The organism is Pseudonocardia humida, from assembly GCF_023898865.1.
In the GTDB taxonomy this organism is placed as follows: domain Bacteria; phylum Actinomycetota; class Actinomycetes; order Mycobacteriales; family Pseudonocardiaceae; genus Pseudonocardia; species Pseudonocardia humida.
In genome coordinates this window covers 91,387-106,661 of sequence record NZ_JAGSOV010000060.1, presented here as the reverse complement: position 1 = coordinate 106,661, position 15,275 = coordinate 91,387, and the positions used below count along the sequence as shown (strand labels likewise).

Annotated in this window: 14 protein-coding genes; 4 read left to right on the top strand and 10 right to left on the bottom strand. The window is 75.6% G+C overall.

Annotated features, from left to right (window positions below):
- Positions 1-297: 297 nt before the first annotated feature.
- The 3 genes from KDL28_RS41725 to metG all read right to left on the bottom strand — a co-directional run bounded on the left by KDL28_RS41725 (position 298) and on the right by metG (position 4,940).
- On the bottom strand, positions 298-1,938 hold the full coding sequence (locus KDL28_RS41725; RefSeq protein ID WP_252443462.1) for a resuscitation-promoting factor: 1,641 nt from the start codon (positions 1,936-1,938) through the stop codon (positions 298-300).
- A 232-nt stretch (positions 1,939-2,170) separates the two neighbouring features.
- Positions 2,171-3,028: a TatD family hydrolase gene (locus KDL28_RS28425; RefSeq protein WP_252443460.1), complete on the bottom strand. Its 858-nt coding sequence runs from the start codon at positions 3,026-3,028 to the stop codon at positions 2,171-2,173.
- A gap of 109 nt (positions 3,029-3,137) precedes the next feature.
- The gene (gene metG / locus KDL28_RS28420; protein ID WP_252443458.1) at positions 3,138-4,940 is read right to left on the bottom strand and encodes a methionine--tRNA ligase; all 1,803 of its coding nucleotides are present in this window, start codon (positions 4,938-4,940) and stop codon (positions 3,138-3,140) included.
- A 147-nt stretch (positions 4,941-5,087) separates the two neighbouring features.
- Between metG and KDL28_RS28415 the strand changes: the two genes are divergently transcribed.
- Complete coding sequence (locus KDL28_RS28415; RefSeq protein WP_252443456.1) at positions 5,088-5,681, top strand: NADPH-dependent FMN reductase; 594 nt, start codon at positions 5,088-5,090, stop codon at positions 5,679-5,681.
- 20 nt (positions 5,682-5,701) lie between these two features.
- On the opposite strand, the gene KDL28_RS28410 is transcribed toward KDL28_RS28415, so the two are convergent.
- Positions 5,702-6,199 (bottom strand): hypothetical protein, encoded by a 498-nt coding sequence (locus tag KDL28_RS28410; RefSeq protein WP_252443454.1) that lies wholly within the window; start codon positions 6,197-6,199, stop codon positions 5,702-5,704.
- A 94-nt stretch (positions 6,200-6,293) separates the two neighbouring features.
- Between KDL28_RS28410 and KDL28_RS28405 the strand changes: the two genes are divergently transcribed.
- Together KDL28_RS28405 and KDL28_RS28400 are read left to right on the top strand one after the other, a co-directional pair.
- Positions 6,294-6,770: a cation:proton antiporter regulatory subunit gene (locus tag KDL28_RS28405; RefSeq protein WP_252443452.1), complete on the top strand. Its 477-nt coding sequence runs from the start codon at positions 6,294-6,296 to the stop codon at positions 6,768-6,770.
- 6 nt (positions 6,771-6,776) lie between these two features.
- The gene (locus tag KDL28_RS28400; RefSeq protein WP_252443450.1) at positions 6,777-7,979 is read left to right on the top strand and encodes a cation:proton antiporter; all 1,203 of its coding nucleotides are present in this window, start codon (positions 6,777-6,779) and stop codon (positions 7,977-7,979) included.
- Between the two features lie 68 nt (positions 7,980-8,047).
- Here KDL28_RS28400 and rsmI read toward each other — a convergent pair whose 3' ends face one another.
- Positions 8,048-8,866: a 16S rRNA (cytidine(1402)-2'-O)-methyltransferase gene (gene rsmI, locus KDL28_RS28395; RefSeq protein ID WP_252443506.1), complete on the bottom strand. Its 819-nt coding sequence runs from the start codon at positions 8,864-8,866 to the stop codon at positions 8,048-8,050.
- 96 nt (positions 8,867-8,962) lie between these two features.
- On the opposite strand from rsmI, the gene KDL28_RS28390 reads away from it, so the two are divergent.
- A complete protein-coding gene (locus tag KDL28_RS28390; RefSeq protein ID WP_372497096.1) occupies positions 8,963-10,582 on the top strand; it encodes a dolichyl-phosphate-mannose--protein mannosyltransferase in 1,620 nt (539 codons plus the stop codon).
- Here the strand turns inward: KDL28_RS28390 and KDL28_RS28385 are convergent, their stop codons facing one another.
- The 5 genes from KDL28_RS28385 to KDL28_RS28365 form a co-directional block, all read right to left on the bottom strand.
- The gene (locus tag KDL28_RS28385) at positions 10,583-11,260 is read right to left on the bottom strand and encodes a response regulator (RefSeq protein WP_252443448.1); all 678 of its coding nucleotides are present in this window, start codon (positions 11,258-11,260) and stop codon (positions 10,583-10,585) included. It lies immediately after the preceding gene.
- Positions 11,257-12,798, bottom strand: a complete 1,542-nt coding sequence (locus KDL28_RS28380) for a sensor histidine kinase (protein ID WP_252443446.1) — start codon at positions 12,796-12,798, stop codon at positions 11,257-11,259. Before KDL28_RS28380 ends, KDL28_RS28385 begins: the two co-directional genes overlap by 4 nt.
- On the bottom strand, positions 12,795-13,427 hold the full coding sequence (locus KDL28_RS28375) for a phosphatase PAP2 family protein (RefSeq protein ID WP_252443444.1): 633 nt from the start codon (positions 13,425-13,427) through the stop codon (positions 12,795-12,797). The genes KDL28_RS28380 and KDL28_RS28375 overlap by 4 nt, the downstream gene beginning before the upstream one ends.
- A gap of 84 nt (positions 13,428-13,511) precedes the next feature.
- Entirely contained in the window at positions 13,512-14,681 is a 1,170-nt protein-coding gene (locus tag KDL28_RS28370; protein WP_252443442.1) for a C45 family peptidase, read from the bottom strand.
- 27 nt (positions 14,682-14,708) lie between these two features.
- Positions 14,709-15,260: a GNAT family N-acetyltransferase gene (locus KDL28_RS28365; RefSeq protein WP_252443440.1), complete on the bottom strand. Its 552-nt coding sequence runs from the start codon at positions 15,258-15,260 to the stop codon at positions 14,709-14,711.
- Positions 15,261-15,275 lie beyond the last annotated feature (15 nt).

The window sequence follows — 15,275 nt, the reverse complement described above, 5'->3', positions numbered from 1 at the left end:
CGATGGGGCGGGGCGGGGCGGCCGGCCGGGCGGGGCCGCGCGGCCCGCCGACGTTCAGGAAGGCCACGAGCGTCGACGGTACGCCCGCGCCCACACAATGAGAATCGTCTCCCGCATCATGAGACCCCTCGGTCCGCGCACACCTCTTGGTCACCGCGCACATGTCCTGACGTGTGCGCGGTGGCCACACGGTGCGCGCGGTGCCCGGGACCCCGGCCGGGCCCCGCCATCGCCATCTCCCCGGAGAAGTGCCCCCTGCGGGGCGGGACGACGAACCGGGGGCGGGCGCCGAGAGCGCTAGCGGGGTAGGCCGAGCTTGCGGGCGCAGGCGGGCCAGGAGCCGTATCCGCCGCGGTCGTCGACGACCTTGCCGGCCACCGCCATCTGTTCCTCCGGGCTGGCCTGGTGCGGCAGCGGGGCGTAGGCGTCGCCGCCGTAGGCCTTCCAGGTGCGCGCGTCGAACTGCAGCCCGCCGTAGTAGCCGTTGCCGGTGTTGATGGCCCAGTTGCCGGTGGCCTCGCACTGGACCAACCGCTCCCAGGTGGCCCGGTCGGACACGGCGGGGGCGTCGCCGTTCGCGGCGGCCTCCTCCTCGGCGGTCGGCTCCTTGGTGCCGACCCGGATCACCCGGGGCTCCGGCGCGGTCGTGCCGCCCGCGCGGATCTGCTCGCGGCGGACCTCCTGGCCGTTCTGCACGTGCACGCGCATCACGGCCGTCCGCTCGCCGGGCTTGCCCTCCTCGACGACCTCCTTCTCGCCGCGGGTCATCTCCGGGTCCTCGACGACCTGCTCGGGCGGCGGGATCTGCCTGGTCTCGACGACCTCGCCGATGCCGTTGCGGACCACCTGGACCGAGGTGCCCTCGACGAGCGGGGTGTCGCCCGACGGGACGGAGACGTCGTCGGGGCCGAGCTCGATGCCGTTCTCGGCGAGCAGGCCCCCGACGGTGCCCGCGGTGGTGGTGATCGGCAGCGGGGCGGCGGTGCCGTCGGCGAGGGTGACCGCGCGCGGGATGCGCAGCTCCAGCGACATGCCGGCGAGCGGGATGACCGAGCCCGGGTCGGCGGACATCTGGATCGGCTGGACCTCGACGCCCAGCCCGCGCAGTGCCTCGTCGACCGAGTCGGCGGTGGTCCACACCTGCCGCTCGGACGTGCCCTCGACCAGGGTGAGCGGTCGGCCGCGTTCGACGATGATCTCGTCGCCGTCGACCAGCTCGGTGGGCGGCGCGGGCGAGATGCGGTCCTGCGGGGTCGGCACCATGCCGGCCGAGGCGAGTGCGGTGCCGACGTCGGAGGCGAACGTGTGCAGGGTGCGCTCGCTGCCGTCGACGATCAGCGTGATCGTCTTGTCCATCGCCACGGCGGTGGCGCCGCCGCCGACCATGGCGACCAGGACGGTGAGCACGCAGGCGCGGGCCAGCGCGCCCGACGAGGGGCGCGCGGGCTCGGGGGCGCGGCGACGGCCGCCCGCGGCGGGGGCGGGGCGCTCGGCGAGGGCAGTGCCGGTGCGGGCGGAGGCGGGCTCGACGGCGGGGAACCGGTTGGTGTCGGCGTCGTCGAAGGCCGGGGCGCGGTGGGTGCCGGTGGCCGGGCCCACGAGGGAGTGCGTGCCGGTGGCGGACGCGCGGTAGGTGCCCGTGGGGTGGGCGCCGGGGCCGACGATCGTGACGGGGCCGGTCGGCGGCTCGAGCTCGGTCTCGGTGGCGGGCTCCGCGGGGCGGGTCCCGAAGCGACCGGTGGGACCGTCCAGCGCCGCGGACGACGTGGTGAAGGCGTCGGGGGCGGGTGCGTCGGTGGTCGCGGGCGCGGGGTCCGACCCGCCGAACCAGGCGTCCAGCTCGTCCGGGGTGGCGTCGCCGGCGGCCCGGGCCCGGGCCCGCTGCGCGATCTGGACGCGCGCGGCGTGACGTCGCGCGCGAGCAGAAACGTCGACCACTGGAATCCAGACGTCCGTCGGTCCGGGCAGGGGAGGAATCAGAGGTCACGGTGGCCCGAGGGCGATGGTTCAGGAGGGGAGCGCCCCGGGCCACCGTGACCGCTGTGCTGGGGAGCGTTTACCCCACCCCGGCTTTCGCGATCACGGAACCGTAACGGGGAGTGAGCGCCGCCGCCGAGGTGCAACGCGGTGTGAGCGCCGAACGGGCCCGCTGATACGCCGAACGAGCCCCTCAGGAGCCCGGCGTCACCGAAGATCGAGGTTGCGTCAGCTCGTCGAGCCGGAACACCCGCTCGGCGTTGCGCCTGGCGCTCGTCGCCAACCGCTCGTCGTCGACCCCGCGCAGGTCGGCCAGGCCGCGGACGGTCCAGGGGAGGCAGTACGGCTCGTTGGCCCGTCCGCGGTGCGGGTGCGGGGTGAGGAACGGCGCGTCGGTCTCGACCAGGATCTGGTCCTCGGGGACGAGCGCGGCGGCCTCCCGCAGCGACCGGGCGTTGCGGAACGTCACCGGCCCGGCGAACGACAGGACGTAGCCGGCGTCGGCGCACTCGCGGGCCATCGCGGCGTCCCCGGAGAAGCAGTGGAACACCACGGTCTCCGGCGGGCCCTCCTCGCGCAGGACGCGCAGGACGTCGTCGTGGGCGTCGCGGTCGTGGATCATCAACGGCTTGCCGAGGCGCTTGGCCAGGTCGATGTGCCAGCGGAAGGCGGGCTGCTGGCGCTCGGGCGGCGAGTAGTCCCAGTAGTAGTCCAGGCCGCTCTCCCCGACCGCGACCACCCGCGGGTCGGCGGCGAGCCGCTCGATCTCGGCGTAGTCGTCGTCGGTGAGGTCGGCGGTGCGGGTCGGGTGCAGGGCGACGGCGGCGCTCACCCGGGCGTCCCAGTGCGCCGCCTGGACGACCCACCGCGCCGACGGCAGGTCGTCGGCGACGGTCACGGCCCGCGCCACCCCCACCGCCTCGGCCCGGTCCATCGCCGCCACCACGTCAGCGGCCGTCTCGCACCCGCACGCGTCCAGGTGCGTGTGCGCGTCCACGGTGGCCGCGCCGAGCGGCTCCGGAGCCGGCGGCCGCTCCCCCCGCCCGCTCACCGCCGCCCACCCCGGGGTTCAGGAAAGCCACGATGCTGCCCGCAGGGTTCCGGAACGTGGCTTTCCCGAACTGCGGGACCGGGGTGCGCGGCGGGGGACGCGGGCACGGTCAGGGCTGGTCGGGGTGCTGGATGGGGGCCCACTCGGGGCCCGTCTCGCCGAGCTTCGGGTCGAGCTTGGTGAAGATCGGCGTGGGCTTGGCCAGCGGGCGGCCGATCTCCACCGGCGTGGACGCCCACGTCGCCTGCTCGCCGGCGTAATCGCCGGTGAGAACCGGGTAGGCGGGGCCGTCGCCGAGGTCGTCGACCTCGCGGACCTCCGGCTGGGCCGCCCACACCCCGCTGCCGCCCATCGCCTCGTGCACCTGCTGCGCCGCGTGCGGCAGGAACGGCGTGAGCAGCGTGTTCGCGTCCTGCACGACCTGCAGGGCGGTGTGCAGGATCGTGTCGCGGCGGTCGGGGTCGTCCTTGCGCTTCCAGGGCTCCTGGTCGGACAGGTAGCGGTTGGCCGCGGTGACCACCCGCATCGCCTCGCCCACCGCCTGCTTGAACTTGCTGCGCGCGAGCAGCCCGCCGACGGTGTCGAACGCGGCCCGGGACGTGGCCAGCAGTTCGGCGTCGGCCTGGGCGGGTGCCACCGGCTTCGGGATCGACCCGACGTTCTTGTGGGCCATCGAGATCGACCGGTTGACCAGGTTGCCCCACTCGTTGGCCAGCTCGAAGTTGGTGCGCCGGACGAACTCGTCCCAGGTGAAGTCGGTGTCCTGGTTCTCCGGGCCGGCGGTCGCGATGAAGTAGCGCAGCGCGTCGGGCCCGAACTCGCGCAGGAAGTCGGTGACGTAGATGACCGTGCCGCGGCTGGTGGAGAACTTCGAGCCGCTCATGGTCAGGAACTCCGAGGACACGATCTCGCTCGGCAGGTTGAGCTTCCCGAACGCGCCGGGCGTGCCGCCGTGGTCGCCCTCGCCGTTCTGGCCCAGCAGCAGCGCGGGCCAGATCACGGAGTGGAAGACGATGTTGTCCTTGCCCATGAAGTAGTAGCCGCGGGCGTCGGGGTCGGTCCAGAACTGCTTCCAGGCGTCCGGGTCGGGGCCGCGCCGGGCCCACTCCACCGACGCCGACAGGTAGCCGATCACCGCGTCGAACCACACGTAGAGCCGCTTCATCGGCTGGTCGCGCCAGCCGTCGAGGGGTACCGGGACGCCCCAGTCGAGGTCGCGGGTGATGGCCCGCGGCTTGAGGTCCTCGACGAGGTTGGTGGCGAAGCGCAGCACGTTGGGCCGCCAGTCGGTGCGCTTGGACAGCCACGACCCCAGCGACTCGGCGAACGCCGGCAGGTCGAGGAAGAAGTGCTCGGTCTCGACGAACTCCGGCTTCTCCCCGTTGATCTTGGATCGCGGGTTGAGCAGGTCGGCCGGGTCGAGCTGGTTGCCGCAGTTGTCGCACTGGTCGCCGCGGGCGGCCTCGTAGCCGCAGATCGGGCAGGTGCCCTCGACGTAGCGGTCGGGCAGGGTGCGCCCGGTCGACGGACTGATCGCGCCCATCTGGGTGCGCGGCACGACGTAGCCGTTCTTGTGCAGCGCCAGGAACAGCTGCTGGGTGACCTCGTAGTGGTTCGAGGTGGTGGTGCGGGTGAACAGGTCGTAGCCCAGCCCCAGGCCGTGCAGGTCCTCGACGATCACGCGGTTGTACTTGTCCGCGGTCTGCCGCGGGGTCAGCCCCTCGTTGTCGGCCTGCACCAGGATCGGGGTGCCGTGCTCGTCGGTGCCGCTGACCATGAGGACCCGGTCGCCCGCCATCCGCCGGTAGCGCGAGAAGACGTCGGAGGGCACACCGAAGCCGGAGACGTGGCCGATGTGCCGGGGGCCGTTGGCGTAGGGCCAGGCCACGGCGGTCAGGACGGACGAACTCATGCAATCAAGCGTAGGCCCGTCCGCTACCGGGTTCCCGGCGGCCACCACTGCCCGCCCCAGCGGGCCGCCCCCCGGCGAGGGTGGCCCCACCGGGACCACCCCGCGCCCGGTCTGGTTGCGGCCCCCGATCCGGTCGAGCGTGGGGGCGTGGACGACAACAGCAAGCTCGTGATCGTGATCGGCAGCGTGCGGGAGGGGCGGTTCGGACCGGCGGTCGCCTCCTGGTTCGCCGAGCAGGCCGCGGCGCACGGCGGCTTCGACGTCGAGGTCGTGGACCTCGCCGACGTCGAGCTCCCGCTGGCCCTGCCCGCGGCGCCGCCGAAGTACGCCGGCGACTCCTACCCCCGCCCGGCCGGCATGGCCGCGCTGACCGCGCAGCTCACCGCGGCCGACGCCTTCGTGCTGGTGACCCCCGAGTACAACCACAGCTACCCGGCCTCGCTCAAGGCCGCGATCGACTGGCACTTCGCGCAGTGGACCGCCAAGCCGGTGGCGTTCGTCAGCTACGGCGGCGCGGCCGGCGGCCGGCACGCGGTGCTGCACCTGGAGAACGTCCTGACCGAGCTGCACGCGGTGACCGTGCAGAGCGGCCTCGCGTTCCCGAACTACTTCCTCAACTGGGCGGACGGCCGCCCGAACGACGCGGAGGCCACGGGGAACGCCAAGGCGGTGCTCGACCAGCTGTCCTGGTGGGCCGGGGCGCTGCGGAAGGCGCGGGCCGAGGTGCCCTACCCGGCGTAGCCCGGTGGACGGGAGTGGTGCTACTCGGCGGCGCCGCGGAGCTCGTTGAGGGCGCGCTCCACGTCCGCCCGCGACGGGGCCTCCCCCGCGCTCACCGCGGCGTGGTAGTCGTCCAGCTCGCGGGCGGCGCCCGCGACGAGCTCGCGGCCCTCGACGGGGGCGTCGCGGCCGGCGAGGTCGAGGCGCAGCACCCAGCCGTCGACCTCGAGCCTGCCGGCGTGCGCGTAGACCACGTCGTCGACGCTGGCCTCGCCCGCGGCCGCCATCGCCATGTCGGCGAGGCCGCGGTCGAGGCCGGTCGTGTACGCCGCCCAGGTGCGCTCGTCGACCTCGTCGCAGAACTCGTGCACCCGCCGCAGCCGCTCGTTCAGCTCGGCGAGACCGGCCCGGACGTCGGCCGCCGCGTCCGGGCGGGCCTGCGAGATCTGCTCGGCGGCGCCGTCGAGGCGCCGGCGCAGCTCTTCCAGACGCAGCTCCTCCGGGCGCAGCTGCGCAGGTCCGTCCAGCCCATCGGTCACGGTGGGAGGCTAGGCGGTCGCCGGGCGGCCAACCAGCGTGGCCCCACCCACCGGCGTGTCCGGAACGCCCACCGGCTCGTCTACCGTGGCGGGCGTGAACGTGGAGGTCACCCCGCTACCCGGGATCGGGGTCAGGAAGGACTTCGCGCTGCGCGGCGGCCGCCGGATCGGCGTCGTCACCCACCGCGACGGGAGGATCGAACTGATCATCTCCAAACCCGACGACCCGGACGCCTGCCTGGCCGAACTGCCGCTGACCGTCGACGAGGCCGCGGCGCTGTCCAACCTGCTCGGCGCGCCGCAGCTGGTCGCCCAGCTCAACGCCGAGCACCAGGACCTGCCGGGCATCCACACCCGCCAGATCCCGGTCGGGCCGCCGTTCGAGGGCCGCACCCTGGGCGACACCGCCCTGCGCACCCGCACCGGGGTCTCCGTCGTCGCCGTGATGCGGGCCGGCCAGGTGCACCCCAGCCCCACCCCCGACTTCCACCTGACGGCGGGCGACCTGATGGTCACCGTGGGCACGACCGAGGGGCTCGACAACGCCGTCAAGATCCTCAAGCGGGGCTGACCCGGCGTGGACCACACCGCGCTGGAGCTCATCGAGCTGGGTGCCGTCTTCTTCGGGCTCGGCCTGCTGGGCAGGCTGGCCGGTCGGATCGGTCTCTCGCCCATCCCGCTCTACCTGATCGGTGGGGTCTTCTTCGGGACCGGCGGGGTCATCCCGCTCAGCGGCATCGAGGGCTTCACCGCACTGGCCGGTGAGGTGGGCGTCGTCCTGCTGCTGCTCCTGCTGGGCCTGGAGTACTCGGCGTCGGAGCTGGTGACCGGGCTCAAGCGGTCGTGGGCGGCGGGGCTGCTCGACATCGTGCTGAACGCGGCGCCGGGCGCGATCGTGGCGCTGGTGCTGGGCTGGGGGCCGGTCGGCGCGTTCGTGATGGCCGGGGTCACCTACATCTCCTCGTCCGGCATCGTGGCCAAGGTCCTGGGCGACCTGGGCCGGCTGGGCAACCGGGAGACCCCGGTGATCCTGTCGATCCTGGTGATCGAGGACCTGGTGATGGCCCTCTACCTGCCGATCCTGACCGCGGTGCTGGTCGGCGTCGGGCTGGTCGGCGGGCTCACCGCGGTCGCCGTGTCGCTGGCGGTGCTGGCCGTCGTGCTGGTGGTGGCGCTGCGCTACGGGCACTACGTCTCGAAGGTCGTCGACTCCCCCGACCGCGAGGTCTTCCTGCTCAAGGTGCTCGGGCTGGCGCTGCTGGTGGCCGGCTTCGCCTCGGCCATGCAGGTCTCGGCCGCGGTCGGGGCGTTCCTGCTGGGCATCGCGATCAGCGGGTCGACCGCGGAGAACGCGACGAAGCTGCTGGAGCCGCTGCGCGACCTGTTCGCCGCGGTGTTCTTCGTGGTGTTCGGGCTCAACACCGACCCGAGGGCGATCCCGCCGGTGCTGGGCTGGGCGGTGGTGCTGGCCGTGATCACCACCCTGACGAAGCTCGCCACCGGGTGGTGGGCGGCCCGCCGGGCCGGCATCGGCCCGCTCGGTCGGGCCCGGACCGGGGCGGCGCTGGTGGCCCGCGGCGAGTTCTCGATCGTCATCGCCGGGCTGGCCGTGACCTTCCCCGGCGTGCCCCCCGAGCTGGCCGCGCTGGCCACGGCGTACGTGCTGCTGATGGCGGTGCTGGGGCCGGTGGCGGCGCGGGTCGTCGAGCCCGTCGCCCACTGGGCCCGCGCCCGCCTCCCCTCCCGGCGCCAGGCCCCCGCCCCCAGCGCAGGCTCCTGACCCCCGTCGAGAACGAAGTTGTCGTCGTTCTGGGCCGGTCCAAACGACAACAGGTTCGTTCTCGACGGTCAGGGGCGGGCGAGGGCGGCGTTGTAGAGGTCGCGCTTCGGGACGCCCGCCGCCGCCGCGACGGTGCTGACGGCGTCCTTGAGGCGCTCGCCGTCGGCCACGCGCTCGTGCACGGCGGCGACCAGGCTCTCCACGCTCGGCGCGGCGCTCGGCGCGGCGCCGCCGAGCACGACGGTGATCTCGCCGCGCACCGGACCCTCCTCGGCCCAGGCCGCCAGCTCGGCCAGCGGGCCGCGCAGCACCTCCTCGTGGGTCTTGGTCAGCTCCCGGCACACCGCGGCGGGCCGGTCGGCGCCGAGCACGTCGACCGCGGTGGCCAGGGTGGCCGCGAGCCGGTGCGGCGACTCGAAGAACACGACCGCGCGCGCCTCGGTCCGCAACGGCTCCAGCCACCGCCGCCGGTCGCCGTCGCGGCGGGGGGCGAAGCCCTCGAAGCAGAACCGCTCGCTGGGCAGGCCGGACAGCACCAGCGCCGTCGTCACCGCGGACGGCCCGGGCAGGCAGGTCACCGGCAGCCCGGCGGCCGCCGCGGCGGCGACGATCCGGTAGCCGGGGTCGGACACCGCGGGCATCCCGGCGTCGGTGACGACGAGGACGGTGCGCCCGGCGCGGATGTCGTCGAGCAGGCCCGGCAGCCGCGCCGTCTCGACGGCGTCGTAGTGGCTCACGACGCGGCCGGTGACCGCCACCCCGAGCGCCGCGGCCAGCGAGCGCATCCGGCGGGTGTCCTCGGCCGCGATGACGTCGGCGGTGGCCAGGGCGTCGAGCAGCCGGGCGGAGGCGTCGCGGGCCTGGCCGAGCGGCGTCGCGGCCAGCACGAGCCTGCCGGGCCGACCGTCGACGCCGGCCCCGTTCGGGGAACCGGCACTGTCCGCTGACTCGGGGGGCACACGACGCAGCCTACGATCGGGCGCGTGGCCCTCCGCACCGTCGACCCCGCGGGGCCGCCTGCGCGTCCGGCGGCGGACGACCCGCCACGGGGCAGCGAGCCGCTGGGCGGCGGTCCGCCGCGGCGCCCGCGCCCCACCGATCCGCTGGCCAGGCTGGGCCCGCCACCCCCGGGCGACCGGCTGCGCGGCTGGCTGGTCACGGCCGCGCTGGCGGTGGTGGCGGCGCTGGTCCGGTTCCCCGGGCTCGGCCGGCCGACCGACCGCGGCACCCCGATCTTCGACGAGAAGCACTACGTGCCGCAGGCCTGGCAGATCCTGCGCAACGGCGGTGTCGAGGACAACGCCGGCTACGAGCTGGTGGTGCACCCGCCGCTGGGCAAGCAGCTCATCGCGCTGGGCGAGCTGGTGTTCGGCTACGACCCCGTGGGCTGGCGGGCGGCGGCCGCGCTGTTCGGGGTGGTCTCCGTCGTGCTGGTCGTGCGGGTTGCCCGCCGGCTCACCGGCTCCACCCTGCTCGGCGGGGTGGCCGGGGTGCTGCTGATCTGCGACGGGCTCTCGCACGTGCAGTCGCGGGTCGGCATGCTCGACGCGTTCGCCGCCACGTTCGTGCTGGCCGCGTTCGCCACCCTGCTCCGCGACCGGGCCGACGTCCGGGCGCGGCTCGCCGCGGCGGTGGCGGCCGGGCGCGTCGCCGACTCGCCCTACGGGCCGTGGATGGGCGTGCGCTGGTGGCGGCTGGCCACCGGGGTGCTGCTCGGGCTGGGCTGCGCGGTGAAGTGGTCGACGGCGTGGTGGGTCGCCGCGTTCGGCGTGCTGATGGTCTTCTGGGACGTGCGGGCGCGCCGGGCCGCCGGTGTGCCGCGGCCGTGGCGCGGTGGCCTGCTCCGCGACGCCGGGCCCGGTCTGTGGGCGCTCGCACTGGTGCCGGTGCTGACCTACGTGGCCTCGTACTGGGCGTGGTTCCGCAGCGAGACCGCGATCGACCGGTTCGTCGTCGGGACGAAGGTCGGGACCGACGGCCCGTGGTCGTTCCTGCCCGACGCCCTGCGCTCGCTGTGGTACTACCACGGCAAGGTCCTGGAGTTCCATTCCGCGCTGACCACCGCCAGCTCGTCCACCGGTCCGCACCCGTGGGAGTCCAAGCCGTGGAGCTGGCCGATGGGCCTGCGGCCGATGCTCTACCACTACGCGGGCGACCTCGGCGGCTGCGGCGATGGCCGGTCCGACTGCGTGAGCGCGGTGATGCTGGTCGGCACCCCGGCGCTGTGGTGGCCCGCGCTGGCGGTGCTGGCGCTGGCGCTGTGGCGGCTGTGCACCCGGTTCGACTGGCGCTACGGGGCCGTCCTGGTGGCCTACGGGGCCGGGATCGTGCCGTGGTTCATCGCCTACGAGCGCCAGATGTACTACTTCTACATGGCCCCGGTGGCCCCGTTCCTGGTGCTGGCCACGGTGCTGGTGATGGGTGAGGTGCTCGGTCGCGCCGGCGCCTCCGACGAGCGCCGCCAGACCGGGCTGCTGGTCGTCGGGCTGTGGGTGGGGGCGGTGGTGGCCAACTTCGTCTGGCTGTGGCCGATCCTCAACGGCACCCCGATCACCCCGGACATGTGGAACGCCCAGCTCTGGCTGCCCTCCTGGCGGGGCTGATCAGCCGGACGGTCCGGGGATGAGCTGCGCCTGGTGGGCCAGCACGGCGGCCTGCACCCGGTTGCGCACCCCGAGCCCACCCAGCACGGCGCTGACGTGGACCTTGACGGTGCCCTCGACGAGGTGCAGCCGGGCGGCGATCTCGGCGTTGGAGAGCCCGGCCCCGAGCAGCCCGAGCACCTCGCGCTCGCGGTCGGTGAGGGCGGCCACCCGTGCGCGGGCGGCCCCGTCGCGGCGGGTCGTGGGCACGCCGTCCAGGACCCGCCGGGTGATCAGCGGCGACAGGTAGGCGGCGCCGGCCGCGACGGCCCGCACCCCGGCGATGATCTCCTGCGGGTCGCCGGTCTTGAGCACGAACCCGGACGCCCCCTCGCCGAGGGCCCGGGTGACGTGGGCGTCCTCGCCGAACGTCGTCAGCACCAGCACCGCCGTGGGGCTGCCGGCCCGCCGCAGCTCGGCGGCCGCGTCCAGGCCGTCCAGCACGGGCATGCGGATGTCGAGCACCACGACGTCGGGCCGGTGGGCGAGGGCCAGGTCGACGGCCTCGCGCCCGTCCGCGGCCTCGGCGACCACCTCGACGTCGGCCGCCGCCGCCAGCACCGCCGCCACCCCGATGCGGACGACGGCCTCGTCGTCGGCGAGGACGACCCGGATCGGGCGGCGCAGCGGCCCGCTCATCGGCCGGGGTCGGTGTCGGCGGAGCGCACGAGGACATCCTTGCCGACCAGGATCCCGTCGACGAAGCAGAGGCGGAACAGGTCGGCGCGGCGGGCGTCGAACGGGTCGGCGTGGGTGCTGTAGTGCTCGCAGACCGCCCCGGCCGGGGCGGGGACCCCGGTCGTCGGGTCGTCGGTGCGGGTGCGCGCCGGGAGCACCGCCGCGACGGCCGACCGCGGCTGGCCCACCGCCAGCCGGGCGAAGTCGGCCGGGTCGAGCACCGAGGTCGCCGCGTCGACGACCATGTACCCGGCGACGAGGGCGGTGCCGGCCGCGCCGACGCCCGCCGCGACGAGCACCGCCCGCCACCCCGACCGCTGCACCGTCTCCCGCGCGCGCCGGTGGCGGAGCTCGGTGTCCGACACCGGCGCCGGGGGTCCCGGCGCCGCCGGCAGCTCGGCGGTCAGGGTCCACCCGCCGTCGGGGGCGGGCCCGGCGGCGAACCGGCCGCCGACCAGTCGCACCCGCTCCGCCAGCCCGGTCAGCCCGCTGCCCGAGCCCGGCGGGGACCCGGGCGTCGCCGGCGGGGCGCCGGTGCGCACGCTCAGCCGCAGACCGTCGACGTCGGCATCGACGCCGACGCGCACAGGGGCGCCGGGCGCGTGCTTCATGGCGTTGGTCAGCGCCTCGGACAGCACCCGGCGCACGGTCGCGGCGATGACCGGCTCCTGCGGTTCGGCCGGGTCACCGACGACCGCGACGTCCAGGCCCGCCTGCCGGGCCCGCTCGACGACCTCGGCGACCGGGCCGTCGTCGGCGAGGGCGGCGTCGGTGCGCAGCATCCGCACCACGTCGGCCAGCCGCTCGGCGGCGGCGGTGACGCCCTGGCGCGCTCGCCCGGCCGCGGCCCGGCGCCCGGCGTCCAGACCGGGGTCGACCTCCAGCGCGCCGACCCCGAGGGCCACCCGCGCGAGCTCGTGGCCGATCAGGTCGTGCATCTCCCCGGCCAGCCGGTCGCGCTCCCGCCCGCGGGCCACCTCGACCGCCCGTTCGGCCTCGCGCTCCCACAGCCGCGCCCGTTCCCAGCCGGCGCGGACCAGCTCGTCGTGGCGGGCCAGGTGCCGGCCGGCGGTCCACGGCACCACCGACAGCACCGACACGCCGACGGCCGCGGCGAGGGCGGTGTCGATGCCGCCGGTGGCGCCGAGCGCGGTCGCGGCCGCCGCGCACGGGCCCAGCACCAGCACCGCGGGGTCGCGCCGGCCGGCGAGCGGGTAGCGGCCCGCCAGCAGGGCCAGCACCGCCAGCCCGCCCGCGAACGCCGCGGCCCCCAGCAGGCTGTCGTCCTCGGCGCGCGGCACGAAGACCGCGATCCAGGCGGCCGCGGCGGCCGCGAGCACGGCGGTCGGTCGCCGCGCCGCCGCCGGCACCCCGACGACCAGCAGCGCCGGCAAGAGCACCGCCTCGACCGCGGCCAGCCGCCCCGGCCGCGCGGCCAGCGCCGCCCAGCACACCGGGACGGCCGCGAGGACGCCCAGCGCGGCGGCGCCCGGCCTCATCCGCGGCCGCTCCCGACCAGCGCTGCCCCGATCGACCGTGCGCGACACCCCGCCACCATGGGCCGGACCGCCCGCGCGATCAAGGGCGTGGCCGCGGCCGCCACGACCGCACCGACCAGCAGCCCGGCCAGGACGTCGTGCGGGAAGTGCAGGCCCACGACCACCCGCAGGGCCGCCGCACACAGGGCCGCGAGCGCGGCCACGGCGCCGGGCAGCCGCGCGCCCGACCAGCAGATGGCGACCGCCGCGGCGCCCGCGACCGCCGCGTGGTTGCTGGGGAACGACCAGTCCCCCGGCTCCGGGCAGGGCGCGACCGTCGCGACGTCGAGCAGCCGGCAGGGCCGGTCGACCCGTTTGACGTGCTTCGCCGCCTCGCTCACGAGGTAGCCGAGCACGGTCGCGACCGGCGCGGCCAGCGCGAGCGCCATCGCCGCCACCGGGCCGCGGCGGGCGCGCCACCAGAGCAGCAGCACCACGGCCGCGAACACCAGCAGCACGCCCTCCGCCGCGAACTCGGCCGCGGCGCGCAGCGCACCCGGCCAGCCCGCCACCACCGCGACGATCCGGAGGTACCAGTCGGCACTCAGGTCGGGGACGTCCGGCACCGCGGGCACCACGGGGATCGACATGGCCGCAGCCTGCGGCGCGGCGGACCACCGGCACCTCTGTCGAAGGGCAGGACCCCGCTCTGCCGGTCGGCGCGGTCCGCAGGCTCAGCGCAGGTGCGGGACCGGCACCGCGAACTCCCGCTCCGGGCTGTGGCGCGGTGTGCCGTCCGGCGCGTCACCCAGGTAGAACCGGGTCGCCATCGTGGTGCGCTCCAGGTCGAACACCGTGCGCCACAGCGTGCGCAAGGGGTAGGGGGTGTCCGTCGTCGAGTCGACCTGGACCGCGTCGAGCGCCTCGCGCATCCGCTCCCCCGACAGGTCGGTGCCCTGCGAACGCTCGGAGATGGTGCGGTAGCGCTGGTAGGTCAGGGCGGTCTCCGGGTTGTCGGCGGGCAGGTCCGCCGGGTCGCGGTGGCGGCGCAGCGGGTGGTTGGTCACGCAGAGCGCGCCGCCGTCGGACCGGACGACGTGCTCGTCCCCGCCGGGACCGCGCTCCCAGACGAAGGCGTCGCCGGAGCGGTCGGCCACGAGGTAGTGCAGCGGAGCGCCCAGGTCGTACTGCTTCGCGCCCAGCAGCGCGTCCACGGCCTGCGCGGCGCTCGCGCAGGTGTCCAGCAGGAAGCGCGGCAGCTGCGTGCTGGACAGCCCGACCTGCGGGCCCGCGACGTCCGGGGCGGAGGTCGACTCGACGTCGGCCAGCAGCAGCGCCACCGCGAGCCCGTGCTCGTTGATCCCCTCCATGCAGCCGTCCAGCTCGTTCATGGTGATCAGGGTCGTGGCCGGGCCGTCGTCCGGCGCGCAGGTGAGCACGTGCGGCCGCGAGGACATCGGCGGCTCGTCCCCGTCGGGCGCGGGCGAGCCGGACACCAGGGCGAACAGCGCGGTCGCGCTCGTGGTGAAGAAGTCGTAGTTGCGGCCGAGGAACGGGCGCCCGTCGAGCGTGGTGGCGGGCGGGTAGTAGCCCGCCGAACAAGCCGATCCGGTCGGGACGCCGGTGAGGCCGTCCAGGTGCACCTCGTCGGCCTCGATGTCCACGCCGAGCGCCCGCCCCGCACCGCGCATGCGCTCCAGGTGCTGGGGCCAGTGCCGGGCGAACCACGCGCGCCGGGCACGGGCCGTGGCCCGGTCCGCGGGTGCGGGGGTCCAGCCGTAGGCGAGCCGGGCCCGCAGGGCGAGCGCCCTGCCGATGTCGGCCTGGCTCCCGGACGCCGTGACGTGGTGCACGGTCATGAAGTCGGTGCCCCAGCCGGCGATCGTCTCGGTGGTGACGGACATGCTCGCTCCAGGTCTTCTCGGTCGGGGTCAGGGACGGGGCTCGCGCCACATGGGCCACAGCGGCGGGCCGTCGGGCAGGGTGATCGGGTCGCCGGCGTCCCGGAACCCGTGGCGCTCGTAGAGCTGCCGGCTGCGGGCCGAGCTCGCCTCGAGGTACGCCGGCACCCCTTCGGCGTCGGCGCGGGAGAGGCGCCGGCGCAGCAGCGCCCCACCCAGCCCGCGGCCCTGCGCGTCGGGCGCCACGCCGAGGAAGACGAGGTGGAGGTGCTCGCGGTCACGCGGGTGCCGCTGCCCGATGAGGGCCAGGAAGGTGCGCAACCTGGGCGGGAGCTCCGCCGGGAGCTCGCCGACGCCGTGGGCCGGTCCGGGAGCGCGCGGCAGCCAGACGGCGACCGCCGACCCGTCGGCGGAGGCGGCGAGCTCGTCGTGCGCGGCGGACTCCCGCACGACCGGGCGGAACACCGCCTCGGCCGCGGCGGCCGCACCGCCGGGCAGGAGCCAACGGGCCAGCGGGTCCTCGGCGAACGCCGCCGCCAGTACTCGGGCCGCGGCCTCGCTGTCGATCGTCGTCGATGCCATGCGTACACCGTATTC

What these genes read in the sequence shown, in the direction of transcription:
- metG (WP_252443458.1), bottom strand. Translation starts at nt 4,940, where the DNA reads ATGAGTTCGTCCGTCCTGACCGCCGTGGCCTGGCCCTACGCCAACGGC.
- KDL28_RS28385 (WP_252443448.1), bottom strand. Translation starts at nt 11,260, where the DNA reads ATGAGCGGGCCGCTGCGCCGCCCGATCCGGGTCGTCCTCGCCGACGAC.
- KDL28_RS28380 (WP_252443446.1), bottom strand. Translation starts at nt 12,798, where the DNA reads ATGAGGCCGGGCGCCGCCGCGCTGGGCGTCCTCGCGGCCGTCCCGGTG.
- KDL28_RS28375 (WP_252443444.1), bottom strand. Translation starts at nt 13,427, where the DNA reads ATGTCGATCCCCGTGGTGCCCGCGGTGCCGGACGTCCCCGACCTGAGT.
- KDL28_RS28370 (WP_252443442.1), bottom strand. Translation starts at nt 14,681, where the DNA reads ATGTCCGTCACCACCGAGACGATCGCCGGCTGGGGCACCGACTTCATG.
- KDL28_RS28365 (WP_252443440.1), bottom strand. Translation starts at nt 15,260, where the DNA reads ATGGCATCGACGACGATCGACAGCGAGGCCGCGGCCCGAGTACTGGCG.